Origin of the sequence: Rhodococcus sp. D-46 (assembly GCF_011290655.1) — a bacterium.
GTDB classification, from domain to species: Bacteria; Actinomycetota; Actinomycetes; order Mycobacteriales; family Mycobacteriaceae; genus Rhodococcus_F; species Rhodococcus_F qingshengii.
In genome coordinates this window covers 495,151-519,588 of sequence record NZ_JAANTF010000005.1, presented here as the reverse complement: position 1 = coordinate 519,588, position 24,438 = coordinate 495,151, and the positions used below count along the sequence as shown (strand labels likewise).

Annotated in this window: 16 protein-coding genes and 1 tRNA gene; 10 read left to right on the top strand and 7 right to left on the bottom strand. The window is 65.5% G+C overall.

Translation table 11 applies throughout. The annotated features are described in order from the left end of the window. The first annotated feature begins 107 nt into the window (after positions 1 to 107). The gene (glgP, locus tag G9U53_RS15695; RefSeq protein ID WP_003945364.1) at positions 108 to 2,708 is read left to right on the top strand and encodes an alpha-glucan family phosphorylase; all 2,601 of its coding nucleotides are present in this window, start codon (positions 108 to 110) and stop codon (positions 2,706 to 2,708) included. 68 nt (positions 2,709 to 2,776) lie between these two features. Here glgP and G9U53_RS15690 read toward each other — a convergent pair whose 3' ends face one another. Genes G9U53_RS15690 through G9U53_RS15680 form a run of 3 tightly spaced genes read right to left on the bottom strand, consistent with a single transcriptional unit; the run spans position 2,777 to position 6,819 of the window. Beyond that, entirely contained in the window at positions 2,777 to 4,825 is a 2,049-nt protein-coding gene (locus G9U53_RS15690) for an ATP-dependent DNA helicase (RefSeq protein WP_165638879.1), read from the bottom strand. 9 nt (positions 4,826 to 4,834) lie between these two features. Beyond that, a complete protein-coding gene (locus G9U53_RS15685) occupies positions 4,835 to 5,482 on the bottom strand; it encodes a nicotinamidase (RefSeq protein ID WP_165638878.1) in 648 nt (215 codons plus the stop codon). Beyond that, on the bottom strand, positions 5,479 to 6,819 hold the full coding sequence (locus tag G9U53_RS15680; RefSeq protein ID WP_165638877.1) for a nicotinate phosphoribosyltransferase: 1,341 nt from the start codon (positions 6,817 to 6,819) through the stop codon (positions 5,479 to 5,481). The genes G9U53_RS15685 and G9U53_RS15680 overlap by 4 nt, the downstream gene beginning before the upstream one ends. Positions 6,820 to 6,940: 121 nt before the next feature. Here G9U53_RS15680 and clpS point away from each other — a divergent pair, with 121 nt between their 5' ends. The 7 genes from clpS to rdgB all read left to right on the top strand — a co-directional run bounded on the left by clpS (position 6,941) and on the right by rdgB (position 12,021). After that, on the top strand, positions 6,941 to 7,252 hold the full coding sequence (gene clpS, locus G9U53_RS15675; protein ID WP_037132099.1) for an ATP-dependent Clp protease adapter ClpS: 312 nt from the start codon (positions 6,941 to 6,943) through the stop codon (positions 7,250 to 7,252). Between the two features lie 56 nt (positions 7,253 to 7,308). After that, the gene (locus G9U53_RS15670) at positions 7,309 to 7,899 is read left to right on the top strand and encodes a DUF2017 domain-containing protein (RefSeq protein WP_003945318.1); all 591 of its coding nucleotides are present in this window, start codon (positions 7,309 to 7,311) and stop codon (positions 7,897 to 7,899) included. Then, entirely contained in the window at positions 7,896 to 8,963 is a 1,068-nt protein-coding gene (locus G9U53_RS15665) for a P1 family peptidase (RefSeq protein ID WP_007733272.1), read from the top strand. Before G9U53_RS15670 ends, G9U53_RS15665 begins: the two co-directional genes overlap by 4 nt. 92 nt (positions 8,964 to 9,055) lie before the next feature. Further along, complete coding sequence (locus tag G9U53_RS15660) at positions 9,056 to 9,715, top strand: rhomboid family intramembrane serine protease (protein WP_007733273.1); 660 nt, start codon at positions 9,056 to 9,058, stop codon at positions 9,713 to 9,715. Between the two features lie 97 nt (positions 9,716 to 9,812). After that, on the top strand, positions 9,813 to 10,571 hold the full coding sequence (locus tag G9U53_RS15655; protein ID WP_007733274.1) for a cyclic nucleotide-degrading phosphodiesterase: 759 nt from the start codon (positions 9,813 to 9,815) through the stop codon (positions 10,569 to 10,571). 52 nt (positions 10,572 to 10,623) lie between these two features. Next, positions 10,624 to 11,409: a ribonuclease PH gene (rph, locus tag G9U53_RS15650; protein ID WP_003945332.1), complete on the top strand. Its 786-nt coding sequence runs from the start codon at positions 10,624 to 10,626 to the stop codon at positions 11,407 to 11,409. 3 nt (positions 11,410 to 11,412) lie between these two features. Continuing rightward, positions 11,413 to 12,021 carry an RdgB/HAM1 family non-canonical purine NTP pyrophosphatase gene (gene rdgB / locus G9U53_RS15645; RefSeq protein ID WP_042925783.1) on the top strand — a complete coding sequence of 203 codons (609 nt, stop codon included), beginning with the start codon at positions 11,413 to 11,415 and terminating at the stop codon, positions 12,019 to 12,021. Between the two features lie 62 nt (positions 12,022 to 12,083). On the opposite strand, the gene G9U53_RS15640 is transcribed toward rdgB, so the two are convergent. Together G9U53_RS15640 and G9U53_RS15635 are read right to left on the bottom strand one after the other, a co-directional pair. Beyond that, complete coding sequence (locus G9U53_RS15640) at positions 12,084 to 12,464, bottom strand: DUF3817 domain-containing protein (protein WP_003945334.1); 381 nt, start codon at positions 12,462 to 12,464, stop codon at positions 12,084 to 12,086. Further along, a complete protein-coding gene (locus G9U53_RS15635) occupies positions 12,461 to 12,868 on the bottom strand; it encodes a hypothetical protein (RefSeq protein WP_020970031.1) in 408 nt (135 codons plus the stop codon). The genes G9U53_RS15640 and G9U53_RS15635 overlap by 4 nt, the downstream gene beginning before the upstream one ends. A gap of 186 nt (positions 12,869 to 13,054) precedes the next feature. On the opposite strand from G9U53_RS15635, the gene G9U53_RS15630 reads away from it, so the two are divergent. After that, entirely contained in the window at positions 13,055 to 13,774 is a 720-nt protein-coding gene (locus tag G9U53_RS15630) for an aspartate/glutamate racemase family protein (RefSeq protein ID WP_165638876.1), read from the top strand. A 59-nt stretch (positions 13,775 to 13,833) separates the two neighbouring features. Here G9U53_RS15630 and G9U53_RS15625 read toward each other — a convergent pair. Next, positions 13,834 to 13,915: transfer RNA gene (locus G9U53_RS15625), tRNA-Leu, on the bottom strand. A gap of 73 nt (positions 13,916 to 13,988) precedes the next feature. After that, on the bottom strand, positions 13,989 to 14,705 hold the full coding sequence (locus G9U53_RS15620) for a hypothetical protein (RefSeq protein ID WP_030537909.1): 717 nt from the start codon (positions 14,703 to 14,705) through the stop codon (positions 13,989 to 13,991). A gap of 419 nt (positions 14,706 to 15,124) precedes the next feature. Between G9U53_RS15620 and G9U53_RS15615 the strand changes: the two genes are divergently transcribed. Further along, on the top strand, positions 15,125 to 24,436 hold the full coding sequence (locus G9U53_RS15615) for a type I polyketide synthase (RefSeq protein WP_165638875.1): 9,312 nt from the start codon (positions 15,125 to 15,127) through the stop codon (positions 24,434 to 24,436). Positions 24,437 to 24,438 lie beyond the last annotated feature (2 nt).

Genomic DNA, 24,438 nt, shown 5'->3' with positions numbered 1-24,438 from the left:
GCGCTGGAGTGCTGATAACGACGAATTCGGGTCTGTCGGTGGTCAGGTCGGCTCGGGCGTTCGGTTCCACCGGACAGAGTGCAAGGAACTCGACTAGGGTTCGCGGGGTGAAAGCCTTGCGTCGGTTCACTGTCCGAGCCCACCTTCCGGAGCGCCTCGCCGCGCTCGGCCCCCTGTCCACCAACCTTCGGTGGTCGTGGCATCCCGAGACACAGGATCTGTTCTCGCGACTCGACCCCGAACTCTGGCAAGCAGTCCAGTTCGATCCGGTCCGCATGCTCGGGGAAGTCGACCCCACCCGTCTCGACGAACTCAGCAGTGACGAGGCATTTCTCGGTGACCTCGACACTGCAGCAGCCGATCTCGATGCTTATCTGAGCACCCCGCGTTGGTATCAGTCCCAGCAGGCCAAGGGCACATCGTTAGCCGGCGGAATTGCGTACTTCTCCATGGAGTTCGGAGTCAGCGAAGTTCTGCCCAACTACTCCGGTGGATTGGGCATCCTGGCGGGCGATCACCTCAAGGCCGCGTCCGACCTCGGGCTGCCGCTCATCGGCGTCGGACTGCTCTACCGATCCGGCTACTTCCGCCAGTCGCTGACCGCCGACGGTTGGCAGGCCGAGCACTACCCGCCGCACGACCCTCAAGGGTTGCCTCTTCGTTTGCTGACGGACGCAGGCCCGGCTTCCGAAGACGGATCGCCGGTCGTCATTCACGTCGCCATGCCCGGTGGCCGGGTGCTGCGTGCGCGAGTGTGGATCGCTCAGGTCGGACGAGTGCCGTTGCTGCTGCTCGATTCCGACATCGCCGAGAACGACGCGGATCTGCGCGGCGTCACGGACCGTCTCTACGGCGGGGACCAGGATCACCGCATCAAGCAGGAGATCCTCGCGGGTATCGGCGGCGTCCGCGCGGTGCGCGCCTACACCGCGGCGTACGGATTGCCCGATCCCGAGGTGTTCCACATGAACGAGGGGCATGCCGGATTCCTCGGCATCGAACGGATTCGGGAACTTGTCACCACCAGCGGTCTGGACTTCGATTCGGCTCTGGCCGCGGTCCGTGCCGGAACGGTCTTCACGACGCACACTCCGGTTCCCGCCGGAATCGACCGCTTCCCGGCGGATCTGGTCCGTCACTACTTCGGCGGAGCGAACGGCGAGAACGAATCGAGTTTGCTTCCCGGCCTGACCGTCGACCGCATCGTCGGGATGGGGCGTGAAGCCGATCCGTCGATCTTCAACATGGCGCACATGGGTCTTCGCCTGGGCCAGCGAGCCAACGGCGTCTCGAAGTTGCACGGCATCGTCAGTCGCGACATGTTCAACGGTCTCTGGCCGGGCTTCGACGCCGACGAGGTGCCGATCGGTTCGGTCACCAACGGTGTTCACGCGCCGACGTGGGCGGCGCCGGAGTGGATGGACGTGGCCAGGCGGATCGTCGGTCAGGAGCAACTCGAAGAAGCACGCGGGTGGGAGCGCCTGCACGAGTTGTCGGCAACCGAACTGTGGGAAACACGTAATGCGTTGCGCGGCAAGTTGGTCGACGAAGTTCGTCGTCGTGTCCGAGCGTCCTGGCTCGAACGCGGCGCGACCGAGGCCGAACTCGGCTGGACCACTGGAGTATTCGATCCCAACGTCTTGACAGTCGGATTCGCGAGGCGCGTTCCGACGTACAAGCGGTTGACGCTGATGCTGCGTGATCCCGAGCGTCTGCGTGCGATGTTGCTCGACGAGAAACGTCCGGTGCAGTTGGTGGTGGCCGGCAAGTCGCACCCCGCCGACGACGGCGGTAAGGCACTCATCCAGCAGGTCGTGCGGTTCGCCGACGAAGCGGATGTGCGTCACCGCATCGTCTTCCTGCCTGATTACGACATGTCGATGGCCCGCTACTTGTACTGGGGCTGCGACGTGTGGCTCAACAACCCGCTTCGCCCCCTCGAGGCGTGCGGTACTTCCGGCATGAAATCCGCGCTCAACGGCGGCCTCAACCTCTCCATTCGCGACGGATGGTGGGACGAGATGTACGACGGCGAGAACGGGTGGGCCATTCCGACGGCCGACGGTGTTCTCGACGACGTGCGGCGTGACGATCTGGAAGCCAGCGCCCTCTACGAACTTCTCGAGCACGCGGTACTGCCGACGTTCTACGACCGTGATGCAGCCGATCTGCCGACGCGCTGGGTCGAGAGGGTTCGCCACACCCTCGAGAATCTGGGTCCGAAGGTGTTGGCATCACGCATGGTTCGTGACTACGCCGTCGACTACTACGCCCCTTCGGCGGAATCAGCTCGAGCGGTAGTGGCGGACGATTTTGCCGGCGCGCGTGAGGTGGCCGAGTTCCGCCGTCGCATCGAATCGCAGTGGCCGTCCGTCGCCGTCGAGCAGGTGGACGGTTCCGGACTGCCGGACACTCCGGAGATCGGTGCGACCATCTCGTTGAAGGCCAAGGTCCGTCTCGGCGGCTTGTCGGTCTCGGATGTCCAGGTACAGGCAGTCCTGGGACGCGTCAGCCCGGGCGAGGAGCTCACCGACGTGGTGACGTTCCCGATGACACACTTCGGCGCCGAGGACGGAACCGAGATCTTCGAAGCCGAGGTTGCGCTTCCGGTCTCCGGCTCCGTGGGATACACCGTGCGGGTGCTGCCGCATCACCGGTTGTTGGTCGATGCGTCCGAACTCGGGTTGGTGACCACTCCGAGCGTCTGACGTATTGCATTCTGCCCCGGTCCGTTCGGTCGGTACCGGGGCAGAATTGTGCCCGCGTGAGAACTGGGTCAGCGACGTGAGTCGCGGATGCGGGCGAGCGCCTTGCGGACGACTTCGGGGTTGGTCGTCTCCCAGAACGGAGGCAGCGATGCGCGAAGGTAACCCGCGTATCTCGCCGTGGCCAGACGCGGATCGAGCACGGCCACCACGCCCTTGTCGTCGGTGCTACGAAGCAGACGGCCGACGCCCTGTGCCAGGAGCAGCGCCGCGTGATTGGCCGAGACGCTGAGAAAGCCGTTATCGCCATGGGATTCGATAGCCTGCTGGCGAGCCATCAACAGCGGGTCGTCCGGGCGCGGGAACGGAATCCGGTCCAAGATGACGAGGCTCAGTGACGGACCCGGAACATCGACGCCCTGCCACAGGGACAACGTGCCGAACAGTGACGTGGGTTCGTCCTTGGCGAAGGCCTTGACGAGGGTGCCGGTGGCGTCGTCGCCCTGGCACAGGATGGGGGTATCGAGGCGTTCACGCATCGCCTCCGAGGCGGCTTTGGCGGCGCGCATCGACGAGAACAGGCCGAGGGCGCGTCCGCCCGCAGCCTCGACGAGTTCGGCGATCTCGTCGAGATAGACCGGGGAGAGGCCGTCGCGGCCGGGCGTAGGGAGGTGGCGGGCAATGTAGATGATGCCGGCCTTTGCATGGTCGAAGGGCGACCCGACGTCGAGTGAGTTCCAGCGGAAAGCCGAAGCGTCAGAAGGTGCTTCGGTGCCGATGGCGGTACCCGAGTCGGGGCGCGCGGACGATTCCGCAGGAAGACCCCAGTTGACGGCGAGACCGTCGAACGATCCGCCGACGGTCAGTGTCGCGGAAGTGAGAACGACGGTGGATTCGGCGAACAGTCGCGAGCGCAGCAATCCGCCGACGGAGAGCGGAGCCATCCGGACGGAGCGCCGCACCGATCCGCGGAACTCGTCCGAGGACAGCCAGACGACGTCCTTGCGCTTGGCCGGGTCGGGTTCGTCGAAAGCGGTGAGAATACGCACGGCACTGTCGTGGACGTCGTCGACGGACGAGAGTGCGGCGTTGCGGGCCGCAGCGGCTTCGGGGTCTGCGGCTGCCATGCCCGGTTTGGCCGGACCGATAGCGGTGCGCAGCGACCAGGCCGCGTCGCGGATCGCAGCCAGTGCGGGTGCCGCCCCGTCCGGGAGGCCTTCCCAGCGACCTGGGCGCAATTCCTCGAGGAGTCCAGCCCACCCCTCGCCGGCAGCTTCGAGGCGATCGGCATCCTGCTCTTCGGCGATCTTGCCGCAACGCCGGGCCGCGGCACTGATCGAGGCGGCAGTGAGATCGGCCGTGGCGACGCCGGTGACGCGGTCGACCAACTCGTGGGCCTCGTCGATCACCACGACGTCGTGGTCAGGCAGGATCTGGATGCCGGTGATGGCGTCGATCGCGAGCAGTGCGTGGTTGGTGACCACTACGTCGGCCTTCGACGCCTCGACTCGGGCGCGCTCGGCGAAGCAGTCCTCACCGACCGGGCACTGGTTCTTACCGATGCATTCGCGGGAGGTGACACTGACCTGCCGCCACGCCTGATCGGATACGCCCGGCACCAATTCGTCCCGATCACCGGTTTCGGTGTCGGAGGACCATTCGGTGAGGCGGACGACCTCCCGGCCGAGACGCGAGACCGTGAACGGATCGAACAACTCGTCCTCGGGTGGCTGCTCGGACGCGCCGGTATGGATCTTGTTCATGCACAGATAGTTGTTGCGGCCCTTGAGGATTGCGAACTCTGCGCGTCGGCCGAGTGGCTTCTTCAGGGCATCGGCGAGTCGAGGCAGATCTCGGTCGACGAGCTGACGCTGCAGCGCGATGGTGGCGGTGGACACGACCACGGTGCGTCCCGATTCGACCGCGTGGCGCAGGCTCGGAACGAGGTAGGCGAGCGACTTACCGGTACCGGTGCCGGCCTGGACGGCCAGATGCTCGCCGGTGTCGATCGAGTGCGCCACGGCGGACGCCATCGTCAGCTGACTGGTTCGTTCGGCACCGCCGAGCGACCGCACCGCTGTCTGGAGCAGTTCGGGAACGTTCGGGAGTTGATCGGCCACCCACGAAGGTTAATGGATCCCTACGTCAGAAACGTCCACGGATGATTCCCGGGGTGGTTCCCCGGCATTCGAGTCTTCTTGCGACGAGGCCTCGTCTCGCCCGATCAGCTGCACTCCCGCCTCCCGCATCTGCACCAATGCCGACTCGATCGTGGCGGTCGACACACCAGCGGTGAAGGGGAGAAGGACAGTCGTGGCGAACCCCGCGCGCGCGGCATCGACGGCCGTGGCCTTGACACAGTGATCCGTGGCAATTCCGATCACGTCGACGTCGGTGATCTCGTGGGCGCGGAGCCAGTCCTCGAGCGTCGTGCCGTCCTCGGCTGCTCCTTCGAAACCGGAGTAGGCCGCGCTGTAGTCGCCCTTGGAGAAGATCGCCGACCCGGCGACGGAAGCGTCGAACGCCGGATGGAACTCGGCGCCGGCTGTCCCGACGACGCAGTGAACCGGCCAGCTGTCGATGAAGTCGGGATTCTCGGAGAAGTGCGCCCCAGGGTCGATGTGGAAATCGCGAGTCGCGACTACGGCGTCGTACTCGTGGGAGTTGACGAAATCGTTGACGGCTCCCGCAACCGCAGCACCGCCGTCGACTGCAAGAGCTCCACCTTCACAGAAATCGTTCTGAACGTCGACAATTATCAGTGCTTTTGCACTCACTGGTGCTCACCTCCGGTGAATCGAACGGGCACAGCCGAGTCTCCGCGCGAGAGCTTGAGGCCTTCCCACGGCAGGCTCACGAGCCCTGCCTTCAGAACTGCTCTGCTCTCTTCGAGCGTCGGCGCGCTGTCGACGACCTTGCCTTCGCGAACCAGCGGGATCAGCAGTTCGGTCGCGCCGTCCGCCTCGGAGACAGGTGACGGTGATCCGGCGGGGTAGATGACTTCTTCGACGATCGTTCCGGTCGGACGCACTACGCGCAGTGCCTTCTTGGCGCCGCCGCGAGATGCCTTGTTGGTGCTTCTCTTCTCGACCGCGATTCCGTCGACCTCGACAAGTTTGTAGACCATGCCGGCGGTGGGGGCGCCTGATCCGGTGACCAGGGAAGTGCCGACGCCGTACGAGTCGACGGGTTCGGCGCGCAGAGCCGCGATCGCGTACTCGTCCAGGTCGCCGGAGACGACGATGCGTGTTTTGGTAGCACCGAGATCGTCGAGTTGCTGGCGTACCTGACGAGCAAGAACGCCGAGATCACCGGAGTCGATGCGAACTCCACCCAGTTCGGGACCGGCAACGGCGACAGCCGTTTTCACGCCCTCGGTGATGTCGTAGGTGTCGACCAACAAGGTGGTGGATACGCCCAGAGCGGCGACCTGACCGCGGAATGCCGCGGCTTCGTCCGGACCGTCATCGGTGGTGTGCAGGAGCGTGAAGGCGTGCGCGCTGGTACCTGCGCTGGGTACGTCGTGACGCCGCGCGGCTTCGAGGTTGGAGGTGGCGTCGAAGCCGGCGAGATAGGCGGCACGTGAAGCGGCGACGGCGGCCTGTTCGTGTGTACGACGCGAGCCCATCTCGATCATCCGTCGACCGCCCGCTGCGCTCACCATGCGGGCTGCGGCCGAAGCGATCGCGCTGTCGTGGTTGAGGATCGAGAGAATCAAGGTTTCGAGGATGACGCACTCGGCGAAAGTTCCGCGGACCGAGAGGATCGGTGAGCCGGGGAAGTAGAAATCGCCCTCGCGGTAGCCGTCGATGTCACCGGAGAATCGATAGTTGCGCAGCCACTCGACGGTCGTGTCGTCGAGAAATTTTGCAACGATCGCCAGTTCCGGTTCACCGAACCGGAACTGCTCGAGTGCGTCGAGAAGGCGTTCGGTACCGGCGACGACGCCGTAGCGACGGCCGTCTGGCAGCCGCCGTGCAAATACCTCGAAACTGCAGTTGCGGAAGGCAGATCCGTCGGCGAGAGCCGCCGAGAGCATGGTCAGTTCGTACTGATCGGTGAGCAGTGCGGTGCTGGCACCGGCGTCGCGGATGTCGGAAATTTGCGTAGGCACGCACACAACTCTATGCGCGAGACGACGTGGGTGGGTGTTGTCGCCTCTCGTCGCGCCGTACCCTGGATACATGGTTTTCGGCGGCGCGACCGTGTCCGGCACTTACTCGGCGAACGTAACGATGAGAGGCGCTACGGCTTCCTCTCCTCAAGCCACGCCCGAGCAGTCGGAGGCTGTTTCGACCATCGAAGCCGCAGATCGGCCCTGGGTGACCATCGTCTGGGACGACCCGGTCAATCTCATGCATTACGTGACTTACGTGTTCCAGAAGTTGTTCGGCTACAGCAAAGCCAAGGCCACCGACCTGATGATGCAGGTCCATTCGGAGGGCAAGGCCGTGGTCTCGAGCGGTTCGCGCGACAAGATGGAGGCCGATGTTCGTCGCCTCCACGCTGCCGGTCTCTGGGCCACGATGCAACGCGACGACACCTGAGAAAAGCACTTTTTCGACCGATTTGTTCGCCTAACTCGTAGACGGGAGTCCGACGCGTGCGGACGTGGAGTAGGAAGAGTTCACTCGGCGGAGTGAAGTTCAAGTCCGAGATGGACGGCCACGAGGCGGCGGTTCTGCGCTCGCTCGTGGAGTCGGTGACCGGGCTTCTCGACGAGCGTGCGTCTTCGGCGCCGCAAGACGAGCTCGCCGCGCTGACGGGCCTTCGTACCGGAAATTCGGAGACACCCGACAATCCGGTATTGGCGCGTTTGCTGCCCGACTTCCAGCGCACCGATCCGGACAAGGTCGCTCCGGACAGTGACGATCTCGACGACGCCGGTGCCAATGTCAACGGCGCGCTGCGCAGTTTGCACGAGCCCGAGATCATCGATGCCAAGCGTGAGTCCGCTCGCATGTTGTTGGCTTCGCTTCCGGAGGCCGGCGGCAAGGTCGTTCTCACGCAGGAACAGGCCGATGCCTGGCTGTCCTCGCTCAACGACGTCCGTCTCGCGCTCGGAACCAATCTCGGCATCGACGCCGACACACCGGAGAGCCTCGAACCCGACGACCCGCGAGCCCCGCATCTCGACGTCTATCACTGGTTGACGTGGATGCAGGACTCCCTCGTCCAGGCGCTCATGCCATGACCACAACGCGGACCGGGCCCACTGATTCGCTGACAGATGTCGCCGGCCTCGCCGTCGGTCATCACCACAAGCTCGACGAGGGAGCCACTCTCGGAAGCGGCGCAGCCACCGGCTGCACGGTCGTGCTCGCGTCGGCCGGTGTGGTCGCCGGAGTCGACGTCCGGGGCGGCGGTCCGGGTACCCGCGAGACCGATCTGCTCGACCCGAGCCATTCGGTCCAGCAGGTCAATGCCGTGCTGTTGACCGGCGGTAGTGCCTACGGACTTGCCGCGGCCGACGGAGTGATGCGCTGGCTCGAGGAACACGATCACGGGATCGCGATGGGCGCTCCCGGCCAGGTAGTACCGATCGTGCCCGGCGCCGTGATCTTCGATCTGCCGGTGGGGGACTGGACCGTTCGTCCGACCGGCGATTTCGGATTCCTCGCTGCCGACACTGCTTCGCGCGAATTCGCCACGGGCACGGTCGGCGCGGGGGTAGGTGCCAGAGCCGGAGCGCTCAAGGGTGGGGTGGGAACGGCCAGCGTCGTGATCGCCGACGGCCCCGCCGAGGGGACGACGGTCTCCGCCTTGATCGTGGCGAATCCGGTGGGTTCGGTCTTCGACCCCAGAACAGGCCTGCCGTGGGGCGTCGGCTCGGACGGCGCGGAGTCGTTCGGCCTCAGGCTCCCCGACGCGTCCGAACTCGCGTCGGCCAACGCCGTTGCAGCCAAGGGAACCGTCCTCAACACCACGATCGGTGTGGTCGCCACTGACGCCGCCTTGACGAAAGCCGGGTGCCGACGCGTCGCCGTCGCAGGTCATGACGGCCTGGCCCGAGCAATTCGGCCCGCACATTCGCCGCTCGACGGCGACACGATCTTTGCGCTCGCCACCGGTGATCACACTCCGAATTCGGAGATCACGGTTCCGGACGCTTTCCCGAACGATCTGCCGATACTCGACGCGGTGTGCGCGGCTTCGGCCCAGGTGGTCGAACGTGCGATCGTCACAGCGATTCTCGACGCCACGTCGGTAGCCGGAATCCCGAGTTACCGCGAACTCTTCCCGTCCGCATTTCTCTAGGCAGCACTCCTGGAATCGGCGGTAATCTCGAATTGAGCCTGGTCGCGAGTGACCGGATCAGAAAACCGGATCGACGGTGGAGGACGCACACGATGACGATGGATTTCAACAGTCCGGACTTCGGCACCCGGACGCCGGCACCGAAATCCGGTCCGCCCTCGGTGTGGAAGCAGTCGGCCGTGTTGGTGGGCGGCTTCGCGATCCTGCTCTACGTGATCGAGATCGTGGATGTCATCTCCGGTCAGAATGTCCAGAACGCCGGCGTCACCCCGCGCACGCTCGACGGCCTGTGGGGAATCCTGTTCGCCCCGGTGCTGCACGACGACTGGGGTCATCTGATCGCCAACACCATTCCGGTGCTGATCCTCGGATACCTCGTGCTGGTGTCGGGAATTGCGCGGGGACTCGCGGCGACCGGCATCATCTGGGTGATCGGCGGTGTCGGGACCTGGTTGTTCGCCGGCTCGAACTCGAATCACGTCGGTGCGTCCGTGCTGATCTTCGGCTGGGTCACCTACCTGCTGGTGCGCGGGTTCTTCACGCGGAGCTTCACACAGATCCTGATCGGCGTTGCCGTCTTCGTCGTGTACGGCGGAGTGCTGTGGGGCGTTCTGCCGAGCGATCCACGGGTTTCCTGGCAAGGGCATCTGTTCGGAGCGATCGGCGGCGTGGTTGCCGCCTGGGCGTTGACGTCGGGGGAGAGGGCCAAGCGCGCCGGGTCGGCGCCGGCCGTTCGACCACCGAGTTTCTGAACGGACGTGGGTCACACCCTCACTGCGGTGTGACTTCGACGCGCCAAAACCACCAAGAGCTTTTTCCCAGACGGGTAGACGTGGCAGCATGACCGGTATGCGCATGACCGTCCTGGGGTGTTCCGGCAGCGTCACGGGTCCGGATTCACCGGCTTCGGGATACCTGCTCACGGCACCGGGAACTCCGCCGCTCGTGATCGACTTCGGCCCGGGAGTTCTTGGGGCGTTGCAGCGATACGCCGATCCGGGCGAGGTGACGATCCTGCTTTCGCACCTTCATGCGGACCACTGTCTCGACATGCCCGGCCTGCTCGTCTGGCGTCGCTATCACCCCAACCCGCCGGTCGGCCGTGCTCTGGTTTACGGCCCCACCGACACCGCGTGCCGCATCGGAGTGTCCTCCGCCGAGTGCGCCGGCGAGATGGACGACATCTCCGACACCATCGACGTCCGGCTCTGGGCCGAGAACGAGCCGGTGACGTTCGGTGAACTGAGCGTCGTCGCCCGCCGGATGAATCATCCACCCGAGGCTTACGGTTTCCGGATCACCGGCGCCGACGGCCGCGTCCTCGTCTATACAGGCGACACCGGTATGTGCGACAACGTCGTCGAACTCGCGCGTGGTGCAGACGTGTTGCTCTCCGAAGCGTCGTGGACCGACAGTCCGGATCGCCCCGAGGGAGTTCACCTCTCCGGTAAGGAAGCCGGCCGTGTGGCTGCGCTCGCCGGCGTCAAGGAACTTCTCCTCACGCACATCCCGCCGTGGACATCGCGTGAAGACGTGATCGCCGAAGCGAAATCCGAATTCTCCGGACCGGTCCATGCCGTCTCCGCCGGAAGTGTCTACGACATCTGATTCCCCTCACATTCGGTGCAGCGCTCACCGGGCGACCGCTAGGCTCACGAAGGTGACTACACGAGAAGACGGTAGGGCGGACGACGAGCTCCGCACGGTCAAGATCACCCGCGGGTTCACCAGTCACCCGGCCGGATCCGTTCTGGTCGAGTTCGGGAACACTCGCGTCATGTGCACGGCCAGCGTCGAAGAGGGTGTACCCCGCTGGCGCAAGGGCTCCGGCTTGGGTTGGCTGACAGCCGAATACGCGATGCTTCCCGCCGCCACGCACACACGCAGTGGCCGCGAATCGGTCAAGGGCAAGGTCGGCGGCCGCACGCAGGAGATCAGTCGACTCATCGGCCGATCACTTCGAGCGTGCATCGATCTCGCGGCGATCGGTGAGAACACCATCGCCCTCGACTGTGATGTCCTCCAAGCCGACGGTGGCACTCGCACCGCGGCAGTGACGGGGGCATACGTGGCCCTGGTCGACGCCGTGACGTACCTGCGCGCAGCCGACCTGCTCTCCGACCCACAGCCCATCTCGTGTGGCATAGCGGCCGTCAGCGTCGGCGTCGTGGACGGACGAGTGCGTCTCGACCTTCCGTACGAAGAGGATTCGCGTGCTGAGGTCGACATGAATGTCGTGGCCACCGATACCGGCACGCTGGTGGAAATTCAGGGAACCGGTGAGGGCGCCACCTTCCCACGCTCGACGCTGGACAAGCTGCTCGACTCCGCTCTGGCTGGTTGTGAGCAACTTTTCGAGATCCAGCGTCAAGCGTTGGCCGAGCCGTATCCCGGGGTGCTACCCGAACCGAAGAATCCGGAACCCAAGAAGAAGTTCGGTGCCTGAGCTGTGAGCGTACGAGTACTGGTTGCCAGCCGAAATGCCAAGAAACTGAAGGAACTTCACCGGGTGCTCGACGCCGCCGGAGTGAGCGGAATCGAACTGGTCGGGCTCGACGAGGTCCCGCCGTTCCCCGAAGCCCCCGAGACCGGAGCGACGTTCGAGGAGAATGCGCTCGCCAAAGCGCGTGACGGAGCAGCTGCAACCGGAATGCCCTGCATCGCAGACGATTCCGGTGTCGAGATCGACGCACTCAACGGTATGCCCGGCGTGCTGTCCGCGCGATGGTCGGGCAATCACGGAAACGACGGCGCCAACACGGCTCTGGTCCTGGCTCAGCTGGGAGACGTGCCAGACGAGCGTCGAGGCGCGGCGTTCGTCTCCGCCTGTGCACTGGTGATCCCCGGCGGCGACGAGACCGTCGTGCGCGGCGAATGGCGCGGGGTGATCGGCCGCGAACCAGCCGGCGACGGCGGCTTCGGATACGACCCCATCTTCCGTCCGGACGGCGACACCCGCTCGGCCGCAGAACTCACCCCGGCCGAGAAGGATGCGGCGTCACATCGAGGGCGCGCGCTCGTACAGCTCGTTCCCGCGCTGGCGGCACTGGCCGGCTGAACCGAATCCGAAAAGTGGAGCCCTGAACGCGTCTGCGTTCAGGGCTCCACTTTTTGAAACTCTCAGAGCTGGTAAGCCTGCTTCACCTGGGCGGTTCGCTTGTGCTCGAACACGAACGACAGGAACGGGATCGTGCCGGCGAGCGCGGTGGCAACCGTCGTACCGGGCTTCCACCGGGCCTTGATCGCCAAGTCGATCGTGAATACGAGATAGAGCATGTAGAACAGGCCGTGGATCTGGCCGATGTAGAACAACCACGACGGTGCGTCCGCCGAATTGTCGAGAATCAGGTACTTGTAGACCATCTCACCGGTCAGGAACAGCAGCCAGAGGCCGGTGATCCAGGCGAGAACGCGGTATCGGACCAGCGCCGACGCAACCTTCTTCTGCTTTTCTGCGTTGACTGCGGGGGTAGCGATGCTCGCTTCCGAACCGGTACTCACGTCGTGCTCCTATCGGACTCGCGAGCGGCGAGCTGCGCAAGGTAGTCGTTGTATTCCAGCATTTGGCGGGCTTCAGGGTCGTCGACGTCGAGGTTCACATCGTCGAACTCGGCCCGCGGGCGTTGCGGCAAGAGGTCGGCGGGAATCTCACGCGGCTCAGCGGCGGCTTCCTCGGCTTCGGCCTCTTCGGGGTCCACGTCTTCGAGCTGAACGAACTTGCGATACGCGTACACGACAAACGCCGCGAACAGCGGCCACTGGAACGCGTACCCGAGATTCTGTCCCGAGCCTCCGACGGCTTCGAAGCGCTCCCACTGCCACCAGCCGAGCGCGAGGCAGCCGGCAGCTGACACGATGACCAGCAGAATCAGCGCAGGTCGGCGTTTAGTAGCGTTCTTGGACACACTAAGACGGTACCTGAGAGCTATAGTGCCTCGCCCTGCGATCTCCGACACGGTGTCGTAGAAGCCGTCCCGCAGCACCTGTGCGCTATGCCCATCCTCACCCGCAACGCCAGGGCACTGAACACATTCTCCCGGCTGTGCTGCATCGATAACCTCGGCGCGTATCCGAAAGCAGGGGAGTGTTTCATGCACATCAGAGTGATTCGCCCGGTCATCGACACCACACTGACTCCGGCGGTGACAGCCGAGGTGGAGCACTGGGCGGCGCCCGGTACGACGGTCGACGTCGTGTCACTGCTCTCTGGCACGGCGAGCATCGAGTCCGAGTACGACGAGGCACTTGCCGGCCCCGGGATCGTGCAGCGGGTCGAGGAGGCGGCAGCCGACGGCGTCGACGGTGTGTTCATCACGTGTTTCGCCGATCCCGGAGTGCATGCCGCCCGAGAGATCATCGACGCTCCGGTGGTCGGCGGCTTCGAGCCGTCATTTCTGACAGCGATGAGTCTGGGCGATCGCGTCGGTGTCGTGACCATCCTGCCGAATGTCGTGCCGATGCTCCGATCGCTCACTCGGCGGTATGGGCTGGACAATCGGCTGGGCAGTATTCGAGTCGTGGACATGCCGGTGCTGGGCCTCGCCGATCGGGAGGAACTGATCGATCGACTGGCCGCTCAGGCGTCTGCGGCAGTGGAGAACGGCGAGGCCGACACCGTCGTTCTCGGTTGCACCGGGATGCTCGGTGTGACCAGTGCGGTCCGAGACAGGCTGCATGGCAAAGGGATTCACGTTCCGGTTGTGGATCCGACGGCCTCGGCGATCACCTGGTTGGAGAGCTCGGTCCGTCTGGGGCTGACACCGAGTCGGACGACGTACATGACTCCACCGGTCAAGGATCGAAAGCGCTGACCTTGCTCACGAGAACCGAAAAAGCCCCGCCGGATCAGATCCGGCGGGGCTCTTCGTTGTGCGCGAGGGGGGACTTGAACCCCCACGTCCTGAGACACTGGAACCTAAATCCAGCGCGTCTGCCAATTCCGCCACTCGCGCGCGGAATTCAAAGGATACGCGAGTGGAATCGCTCGCGGGCACACCACCCTGGTCGGGATGCGCCCGCCCGCTCTCAGGCCGTTTCGGCGAGTGGATCCGCTGCGGGCGGCATGGTGGATTTCTTCGACCGGCGAGGTTGCTCGGCCGTGCGTTGATACCGCCACGCAGCGTGGGTGAGCGTTTGAACATCGACATCGAGATGTTCGGCAACCGCAACGAGCAACTCGGCTGCGTCGGTGCTCGACAACAATTCCTCACCACTGCTTGCTTCGGTGGCGAACCGTGCAAGTAGATCTATCGAAGTTACCGTCAACTTCCCGGACAGGAACACCAGCGTCTCGAAGGTCCTGGGGCCGAGCCCCGGAACGGAGACAACTGCCGAACGGAGGCTTTCGGTGTCCTCGACGTCGGCACTGGACCTGCAACCGGATTCGACGAGCGCCTTGGCCGCACGAGCCGCACCCTCGGCTTTGGTGAAGTAGTTGCCCGGCACGCGCTGGCGATTGCCGAGAATCGTTGCGAGCTCGTCGCCACGGTCGGTGAAGGCGGCGAGAGCGGACAAGCTGTCGAGGCGATCGTCGGCGGCTACCGAGCGGTGTGTGCGCCAACGGTCGACGACGGCGCGGACTCCGGTCTTCGGTGTTCCGTAGGCGGCGCGCGACGAGAAGATCGCGTCGAGAAGGGCGGATTCGGACTCGCGCGGCCATCCCTGATTCCAATGCGGCCACGCCTCGCGCGGAAGCTCGGCGCCGATGAATTCGGCCGCTCTGACTACGTCTGTGTCTTTCATGATTTCTCCCCCCGAGAAGTTGTCCGGTGTGGACGCGCTGAACGTAGCGAGGGGGTCCGACAGATTGTGGCCCGGAACGCACGGGATCGACCGTCCGTCAAGGAGGTCACGAATTGGTAACAATAAATATGAGGGGTTCCTCAGGTTTCTGAAAATCCCGGTAACAGTCCCAGGCAGGGCGTTCGCGACCTACTCGCGAGTCACTTTCTCGAAGTCTCGTGAGGAAGATCACGGCCCCGAAAGTCCAGATTTCCAGGGTGCCGACAAACGTGAGGAAATCCTCATGATTCTGTGTAAACCTTGTCTTGCACGAACGCCCTGACTCCGTCGATTCTCTCGACGAATTCGCGAGCACTTCAGCCGGGCAGCACACCGCAAATCCCACCTCGCCGCAGAGGTGACCAGGAGAGGACGTACGCGTGACGATCGATGACACGACACCTACAGGAAACGGACGCGACTCGAAGGGTGGACGCCGTTTCGGCGTCGATGGGGGACAGTCCCGCACGACCAGCAAAGGTGCCCTCGTCGATTCGCTGAACAACGGCGTTTCCTACGCAATCGCTTTCGGTGGACAGGGCGCTCCCTGGCTCACCTCGCTCGAGGAGCTCAGCCGTGACAACGGCCTGGAGCCCGTTCTGACCGATCTGGTCAACGACGCAGCCGCACGCCTCGCGCCCGTCGCACAGGATCTCCTCGTGGTTCGCCCGGTCGGATTCGATCCGATCGCGTGGATGCTCGAAGCCGAGATCGTCGACGAAGAAGAAGGTGAGAAGTCGGCCGGGCCTTCCGCTGCCGCGCTCACCGCAGCTCCGGTGTCACTCCCCGGTGTCTTCCTCACGCAGCTTGCGGCGTTGCGTGCACTCTCCGCTCAGGGTCTGGATGTAGCCGGTAACCCGCCGGCTGCCGTCATCGGCCACTCGCAGGGCCTTCTGGCCACGGCTGCCGTAGCCGCGCAGGGCAATGACGACGGTGAACTCCTCGCCGTCGCACAGCTCGTCGGTGCTGCTGCCAGCTTGGTCGGCCGTCGCCGCGGCGTCATCGCCGGCGCCTCCGCGAAGCCGATGGTTGCGGTCTCGGGCGTCGATCCCGAGCGTCTCGCCGCCATCGTCGCCGAGCTTGCCGAGGGTGTGGCGCCTGAGCGCGCGGCTGTCCTCGCCATCCGCAACGGCCGTCGCCGCGTCGTTCTCGCCGGGCCGCCCGCTCAGCTGGCACGCGTGCAAGAGCGTTGTGAACAGATCGAAGCCGAGGAAGCCCGCGAGCGTGAGGGTAAGAAGCGTGGCGGTTCCGTCTTCGCGCCGTCCTTCGATCCGCTCGACACCGAAATCGGCTTCCATCACCCCGCATTGACCGAGGCCGTCGAACTCGTCGGCAGCTGGGCGACCCGTTGCGGTCTCGACGCGGACCGTGCGCGCGAACTTGCGCAGGGTGTCCTCGTCGATCCGGTCGACTGGGTCGAGGCTGTCGACGGCGCAATCTCCGCCGGCGCCAAGTGGATTCTCGATCTCGGACCCAGCGATCAGCTGACCCGTATGACGTCCTCTTCGCTGCGTGGACAGGGCATCGGCATCATTGCCGCAGCCACCCGCGGCGGACACCGCAATCTGCTCACCCCCGGTGCAGCACCTGAGGTCTCACGTTCGTGGTCCGAGTTCGCGCCGAAGCCCGTTGCGCTTCCCGGCGGCCGTATCGGCGTCGAGACCGCGTTCACGAAGCTGACCGGTCGTTCACCCATCCTGCTAGCAGGTATGACGCCGACGACGGTCGACGCCAAGATCGTTGCCGCGGCAGCCAATGCCGGTCACTGGGCCGAGCTTGCCGGTGGCGGGCAGGTCACCGAAGAAATCTTCGAAGACCGTGTCGCAGAGCTGAAGATGCTGCTCGAGCCGGGCCGCGCGGTCCAGTTCAACTCCCTGTTCCTCGACCCGTACCTGTGGAAGCTGCAACTCGGTGGCAAGCGCCTCGTGCAGCGTGCCCGTACCGCCGGTGCTCCCATCGACGGCGTCATCGTCACCGCCGGTATCCCGGAACTCGAAGAGGCTGTTGCTCTCATCGACGAGTTGTCCGAGATCGGCATCACCAACATTGCATTCAAGCCCGGCACCGTGGCGCAGATTCGCTCCGTGATCCGCATCGCCAACGAGGTTCCGAACTTCCCGGTCATCGTCCACATCGAAGGCGGCCGCGCCGGCGGACACCACTCGTGGGAAGACCTCGACGACCTGCTCCTCGACACGTACGCCGAGCTGCGTACACGCCCGAACCTGGTCATCTGCGTCGGTGGCGGCATCGGAACACCCGAGCGCGCAGCCGATTACCTGACCGGTCGCTGGTCCGCCGCAGCCGGTTTCCCGGCCATGCCCGTCGACGGCATCCTGGTCGGCACCGCAGCCATGGCGACTCTCGAGGCCACCACCTCTCCCGAGGTCAAGCAGCTCCTCGTCGACACACCCGGTACGCCGGACTGGGTCGGTGCAGGTACCGCTGAAGGCGGAATGGCCTCCGGCCGTAGCCAGCTCGGTGCCGACATCCACGAGATCGACAACGCGGCTTCGCGTACCGGGCGCCTCCTCGACGAGGTTGCCGGCGATTCCGAGGCAGTGGCCGAGCGCCGCGACGAGATCATCGCCGCCCTCGACGTCACCGCCAAGCCGTACTTCGGCGACGTCGAGACCATGACGTACGCACAGTGGCTGCGCCGCTACCTCGAGCTGACCGTCGGCATCGACGCGGCGAAGGAATTCGACTGCGGCGCCGATCTTCAGGACGCCATCGTCGAGGCGACGTCGAGCCCGTGGCTCGACATCACCTGGCGTGCTCGCTTCGGCGAGATGCTCCAGCGCACCGAGGCGCGTCTGCACCCGGTCGACCGCGGCCCGATCCCCACGCTGTTCGCTGACGCCGAGACCCTCGAGCGCCCCGAGGCTGCAATCTGCGCACTGCAGGCGTCGTACCCGGACTACTCGACCACCGTTCTGCATCCCGCAGACGTCTCGTTCTTCATCTCGTTGTGCAAGACGCCGGGCAAGCCGGTCAACTTCGTTCCCGTCGTCGACGGTGACGTGCGTCGTTGGTGGCGCAGCGACTCCCTGTGGCAGGCACACGACCCCCGCTACACCGCCGATCAGGTTTGCGTCATCCCCGGCACCGTTGCCGTCGCCGGCATCACCCGTGTCGACGAGCCGGTCGGTGACCTGCTCGATCGCTTCGAGAAGGCGACCTACGACGAATTGGTTGCTGCCGGAACCACTCCGGTTGCACTCGCGAGCCGTCGCCACCAGGATTCCGCACCCGGACTTCTCGACGCCGTTCTCTCGGCTCCTGACCTCCAGTGGGCCGGCCGCCTGACCCAGAACCCCGTCCGTCGTCTCGGCGACCTCGACGAGTGGAGTGCAGAGTCTGCCGACAAGGCAGTTCACGGCACCACCGGTTCCAGTCTGACCGTCGTCGATTCCTCGCACGTGCTGCTTTCGGTTCCGTTGGTGGCAGGCAAGTCGGTCGACATCACGATCACGATCCCCGAGTCCGTCGTCGACGGCGGCGCTCCGGTTGTCACCGAAGCCGATGCCGAAGGTGCGATGTCCGCGCTCCTGGCAGTTGCTGCCGGACAGGAACTTCCGACAGTCAAGAACGGCAAGGCTCGCCTCAACGTCGCGTGGGTTCCCGATCGCATCGCCGATCACGCCGGTGTCACCGGTTCGGGTCTGCCCGCCACGCTCAGTGTCAGCGGCAAGGCTGTTCCGGACGTCGTCGTCGGAGCATGCTGGCCTGCAGTGTTCGCAGTCCTCGGCGCAGCCAAGCTCGACAGTCTTTCCGTTATCGAAGGCATGCTCGACCTGGTCCACCTCGACCACACCGTCGACTTCGTCGGTGAACTTCCCTCCGAGACAAGCATTCTCGTGGTCAATGCCGAGGTCGCCTCGGTTCTCGACACCGACCTCGGTCGTGTCGTCGAGGTCAAGGTCGAGGTCGGTGCCATGCTCGGCGAGGGCCTCGACGCCCCCGCAGTCGTCACCATGACCGAGCGTTTCGCGATCCGCGGACGCACCGGTGCAGGCGAACTCGCCGACCCGGCTCGCGCCGGTGGATCGATCAGCGATGCGGCTGTCGACACCTCGCGTCGTCGTCGCCGTGACGCGAAGATCCTCGCTCCGGTCAGCATGGGCGCGTTCGCTCAGGTTTCCGGTGACCACAACCCGATTCACACCTCCGACAACGCCGCTCTGCTGGCCGGCCTCGGAACGCCGATCGTGCACGGCATGTGGCTCTCCGCCGCAGCGCAGCAGGTAGTCACCGCAGTCGACCCGGCCGAGACCCGCGTCCCGCCGCGCCGCCTGACCGCCTGGACAGCTCGCTTCCTCGGGATGGTTCGACCCGGCGCCGAGATCGACGTCCGTGTCGATCGTGTCGGTATCGACCAGGGCGCGGAAATCGTCGAGGTCGGCTGCCGCATCGACGGTGAACTGGTCATGGTCGCCACCGGCCGCACCGCCGCGCCGAAGACCGTCTACGCCTTCCCCGGCCAGGGCATTCAGCGCCCGGGCATGGGCCTCGACGCTCGCGCACGCTCCAAGGCCGCCCGCGACGTCTGGGAGCGCGCGGACAAGCACACTCGTAAGGCACTCGGATTCTCGATTCTCGCTGTCGTGCGCGACAACCCGGTGACCGTCAAGGCCCGTGGTGTCGAGCACAGGCATCCCGACGGTGTCTTGCACCTGACTCAGTTCACCCAGGTGGCCATGGCCGTTCTCGGTGTTGCCCAGGTTGCCGAGCTGCGCGAATCCGGAACCTTCATCGAGGATTCCCTTCTGGCCGGTCACTCGGTCGGTGAGTACAACGCACTCGCCGCTGTCGCCGAGGTTTTCCCGCTCGAAGCACTTCTCGAGGTCGTCTTCCAGCGTGGCTCCGCCATGCACCAGCTCGTTCCCCGTGACGAAGCCGGACGCTCCGACTACCGCATGGCCGCTATTCGCCCGTCGCAGATCGGTGTTTCCGACGACGACGTGCAGGGCTTCGTCGCCGGTGTCGCCGAGACCTCCGGTGAGTTCCTCGAAATCGTCAACCTGAACCTGCGCGGCAGCCAGTACGCCATTGCCGGTTCGGTAGCCGGTCTCGATGCACTCGAGGTCGAAATCGATCGTCGCCGAGCAGAATTCGGTGGCAAGCGGGCATACATCCAGGTTCCCGGCATCGACGTGCCGTTCCACTCCACCGTCCTTCGCGGTGGCGTGGCGGACTTCCGCGTGTGCCTGCAGGACTTGCTCCCGCACGACATCGACCCGGACATCCTGATCGGCCGCTACATCCCGAACCTGGTTCCGAAGCCGTTCTCGCTGCGTCGTGACTTCGTTCAGGAAATCGCCGACCTGGTGCCGTCCGAGCCGCTGCAGGAAGTCCTCGCAGACTTCGACAGCTACGCAACGCGCACTCACGAGTTGTCCCGCATCATCCTGATCGAGCTGCTGGCTTGGCAGTTCGCCAGCCCGGTCCGTTGGATCGAGACGCAGGACCTGCTCTTCGGTGACGAGTCCGAAGGTGGACTCGGGGTCGAACGCTTCGTCGAGATCGGTCTCGGCGCTGCCCCGACCGTTGCAAACCTCGCGTCGCAGACCCTCAAGCTGCCGGGCCGCTTCGGCTACCCGGTTGAGGTTCTCAACGTCGAGCGCGAAGCCGCGATCGTCTACGGCACCGACGTCGACCCCGCTGTCGATGACGACGACGAGATCGAAGCGCCTGCCGCGCAGGCTGCTCCGGCCGCCGCGGCCGCTGCTCCGGTTGCCGCTGCCGCGCCGGCTGCACCTTCGGGTGGACCGCGTCCGGACGACCTCACCTTCAAGGCGCCCGACGCCACGAAGGTCCTGATCAGCCTGTGGACCAAGCTCCGTCCCGATCAGGTCGGCCCCGCGGACACGATCGAGGCACTGTGCGACGGCGTTTCCTCGCGTCGCAACCAGCTTCTGGTCGACCTCGGCTCCGAGCTCTCCCTCGGTGCCATCGACGGGGCCGCAGACGCCGACATGGGCTCCCTGGGGGCAACCGTCGACAAGCTCGCCCGTACGTACAAGCCGTTCGGACCGGTGCTCTCCGATTCGATCAACGATCACCTACGCAAGGTCTTCGGCCCCTCGGGCAAGCGTCCCGGCTACATCGCCGACCGCGTCAAGAAGGTCTGGGAGCTGGGCGACGGCTGGGCACATCACGTCACCGCAGCAGTGGCTCTCGGTACCCGTGACGGCGCCAGCATCCGCGGCGGCGACCTCGGTGGCCTGAGCTCCGGCGCACTGGCCGACGCTGCAGCAGTGGACGCAGTCATCGACAGCGCAGTTGCCTCGGTCGGGTCTGCTCGCGGAGTCAGCGTCTCGTTGCCCGCTACCGGCGGCGGAAGCGGCGGAACCGTCGACGCAGCCGCGCTGGGTGAGTTCACCGAGAACATCACCGGTCGCAACGGCGTTCTGGCCTCGGCCGCACGCCTGGTACTCGAGCAGCTCGGACTGAACGAAGAAACGGCAGTCGCGACGGTCGAGGACACCGAACTGGTCGACCTGGTCTCGGCTGAACTCGGCTCCGACTGGCCGCGTCTGGTTGCTCCGGCATTCGACGCGCAGAAGGCCGTTCTGCTCGACGACCGCTGGGCAAGTGCGCGTGAGGATCTCGCTCGCATTTGGCTCGGTGACACCGCGTTGTCGGTCGAGAACTTCATCGGTGCCGGCTCCACCGTCGCCGCACAGGCGAAGTGGTGGGCCACCCGTGCGACCGACGAAGGCCGCACCGCACTCGCCGAGGTCTACACCCGCATCGCTGATGCGGCTGCTGCGGCAGAATCCGACGCACCCGAGTGGGCAGGCGCGGTCGCAGTAGTGACGGGCGCCAGCAAGGGCTCCATCGCGGCAGCGGTCACGGGCAAGCTCCTTGCCGGTGGCGCAACGGTATTCGTGACCACCTCGCGACTCGACGGTCAGCGTCTCGGCTTCTACCGCGACCTGTACCGCGAGAATGCTCGCGCCGGTGCCGCCCTCTGGGTGGTTCCCGCGAACATGGCGTCGTACACCGACGTCGACGCACTGATCGACTGGATCGGCAACGAAGCCACCGAGAACGCAGGCGGCGCAAAGAAGCTCATCAAGCCGGCCATGACGCCGACGATGCTCTTCCCGTTCGCAGCTCCCCGTGTCGGCGGCGAACTCTCCGACGCCGGCGCTCGCGCCGAAATGGAAATGCGCGTGCTGCTCTGGTCGGTGGAGCGCCTCATCGGCGGTCTGTCGAAGATCGGTTACGACAGCGACGTCGACACGCACCTGCACGTGGTGCTGCCCGGTTCGCCGAACCGCGGAACGTTCGGCGGCGACGGTGCTTACGGCGAGGCCAAGGCTTCGCTGATCGCCGTGGTCAACCGCTGGAAGGCCGAGCGCAACTGGGCCGAGCGGGTCACGTTGGCACACGCGGTCATCGGTTGGGTTCGCGGAACCGGACTCATGGGTCACAACGATCCGATCGTCGACGCGGTCGAAGCTGCGGGCGTCCGCACCTGGTCCACCCAGGAGATGGCGACCCAACTGCTGAAGACGGCAACCCGCGAGTCGCGGCGCGCTGCTGCCGAGGCTCCGCTCGAGGTCGACCTGACCGGTGGGCTCGCCGAGGCGAACCTCGACCTCGCCGCACTGGCCAAGGAAGCTGCCGAGGTGGCCGAGATCGCCGAGGCTGTCGACGAAGCAGTGGACGAGTCCAGCATCCTGGCGCTGCCCGCGCCGGCTCGCATCGACGACTCGGTCAAGGCTCCGAGCTGGCCCGAACTGGACGTCACCCCCGCGGACCTCGTGGTCATCGTGGGTGCCGGAGAGCTCGGACCCTACGGTTCCTCGCGTACCCGCTTCGAGATGGAGGTCGACGAGCAGCTCTCTGCCGCAGGCGTTCTCGAATTGGCGTGGAACACCGGACTCATCGTCTGGGAGAACGACCCTAAGCCGGGCTGGTACGACGTCGAATCCGGTGACCTGGTACCCGAGGCGGAAATCGCCGACAAGTACCACGACGCAGTCGTCGAGCGTTGCGGCATCCGTCGCTACGTCGACGAGGGCGCGATGATCGACAACACCGCTCCGCTGCTCACCTCCGTGTTCCTGGACAAGGATCTGAGCTTCGTGGTCGGCAGTGAGGCAGAGGCTCAGGCCTTCGTCGAATCCGATCCGGAGAACACGACGGCGACGGTTTCCGCCGAGTCCGGAGACTGGACGGTCACCCGCCGCGCAGGCACCGAGATCCGCGTCCCGCGCAAGATGAAGCTGACTCGCAGTGTCGGCGGCCAGATCCCGACCAACTTCGACGTCACCAAGTGGGGCATCCCCGCCGACATGGCAGATTCGGTCGACCGCGTCGGCCTCTGGAACATCGTCGCAACGGTGGACGCCTTCCTCACCGGCGGCTTCACTCCGAGCGAACTGCTCCGCTGGGTACACCCGAGCCTGGTCGCCAACACGCAGGGCACCGGCATGGGCGGCATGACCTCCATGAGGAGCCTGTACATCGACACGCTGCTCGGCGAGAACCGTCCGAACGACATCCTGCAGGAAGCGCTGCCGAACGTCATTGCAGCGCACGTCGTTCAGTCGTACGTCGGCGGTTACGGTGCGATGGTTCACCCCGTCGCCGCCTGCGCCACGGCAGCGGTATCCGTCGAAGAAGGCGTCGACAAGATCCGACTCGGCAAGGCGCAGTTGGTTGTTGCCGGCGGGTTCGACGATCTGAGCACGGAAGGCATCATCGGCTTCGGCGACATGTCGGCCACTGCCAAGACCGAGGACATGCATGCCAAGGGCATCGAGGATCGCCGCTTCTCGCGGGCCAACGATCGTCGCCGCGGCGGATTCGTCGAGTCGGCCGGTGGCGGAACGATTCTCCTCGCTCGCGGTGACCTGGCACTCGAGATGGGTCTTCCCGTCCTCGGTGTGGTCGCCTGGGCCGGATCGTTCGCCGACGGTGTCCACACCTCGATCCCGGCACCGGGACTCGGAGCACTGGGCGCCGGACGTGGGGGAGCGGATTCGCAGCTCGCACTCTCGCTCAACGCACTCGGCGTGAGCGCCGACGACATCGCCGTGATCTCCAAGCACGACACCTCCACTGCCGCCAATGATCCCAACGAGGCAGAGCTGCACGAGCGGCTCGCCGGGGCATTGGGACGCAGTGAAGGCGCGCCGATGTTCGTGGTCTCGCAGAAGAGCCTGACCGGTCACGCCAAGGGTGGTGCCGCAGCCTTCCAGCTGATCGGGCTCTGCCAGGTACTGAGCCAGGGCATCGTCCCGCCGAACCGCAGCCTCGACTGCGTCGACGACAAGATGGCCGAATTCGAGCACCTCGTGTGGGCACGTCAGCCGCTCAAGTTCGGTGAGCATCTTCCGCTGCGCGCGGGCCTGCTGACCAGCCTCGGCTTCGGTCACGTCTCCGGACTGATCGCAGTCGTGCACCCGCAGGCATTCGTCGAGTCGGTTCCGGCCGACAAGCGTGACGCCTATGTTGCTGCGGCCCAGCAGCGGACGATCGACGGTCAGCGTCGCCTCGCGAAGGCGATGTGCGGTGGCGACAGCCTCTACGAGCGCCCGGCGGATCGTCGCCTCGGTGCCGACGGAACGCCGGCCAAGGCGTCGCGTCAGCTCGAAGCGGACATGCTGCTGAGCGAGGACGCACGACTCGGCGCAGACCAGGTGTACCGCTCGAATCTGCCCGGCTGCAAGTAGTA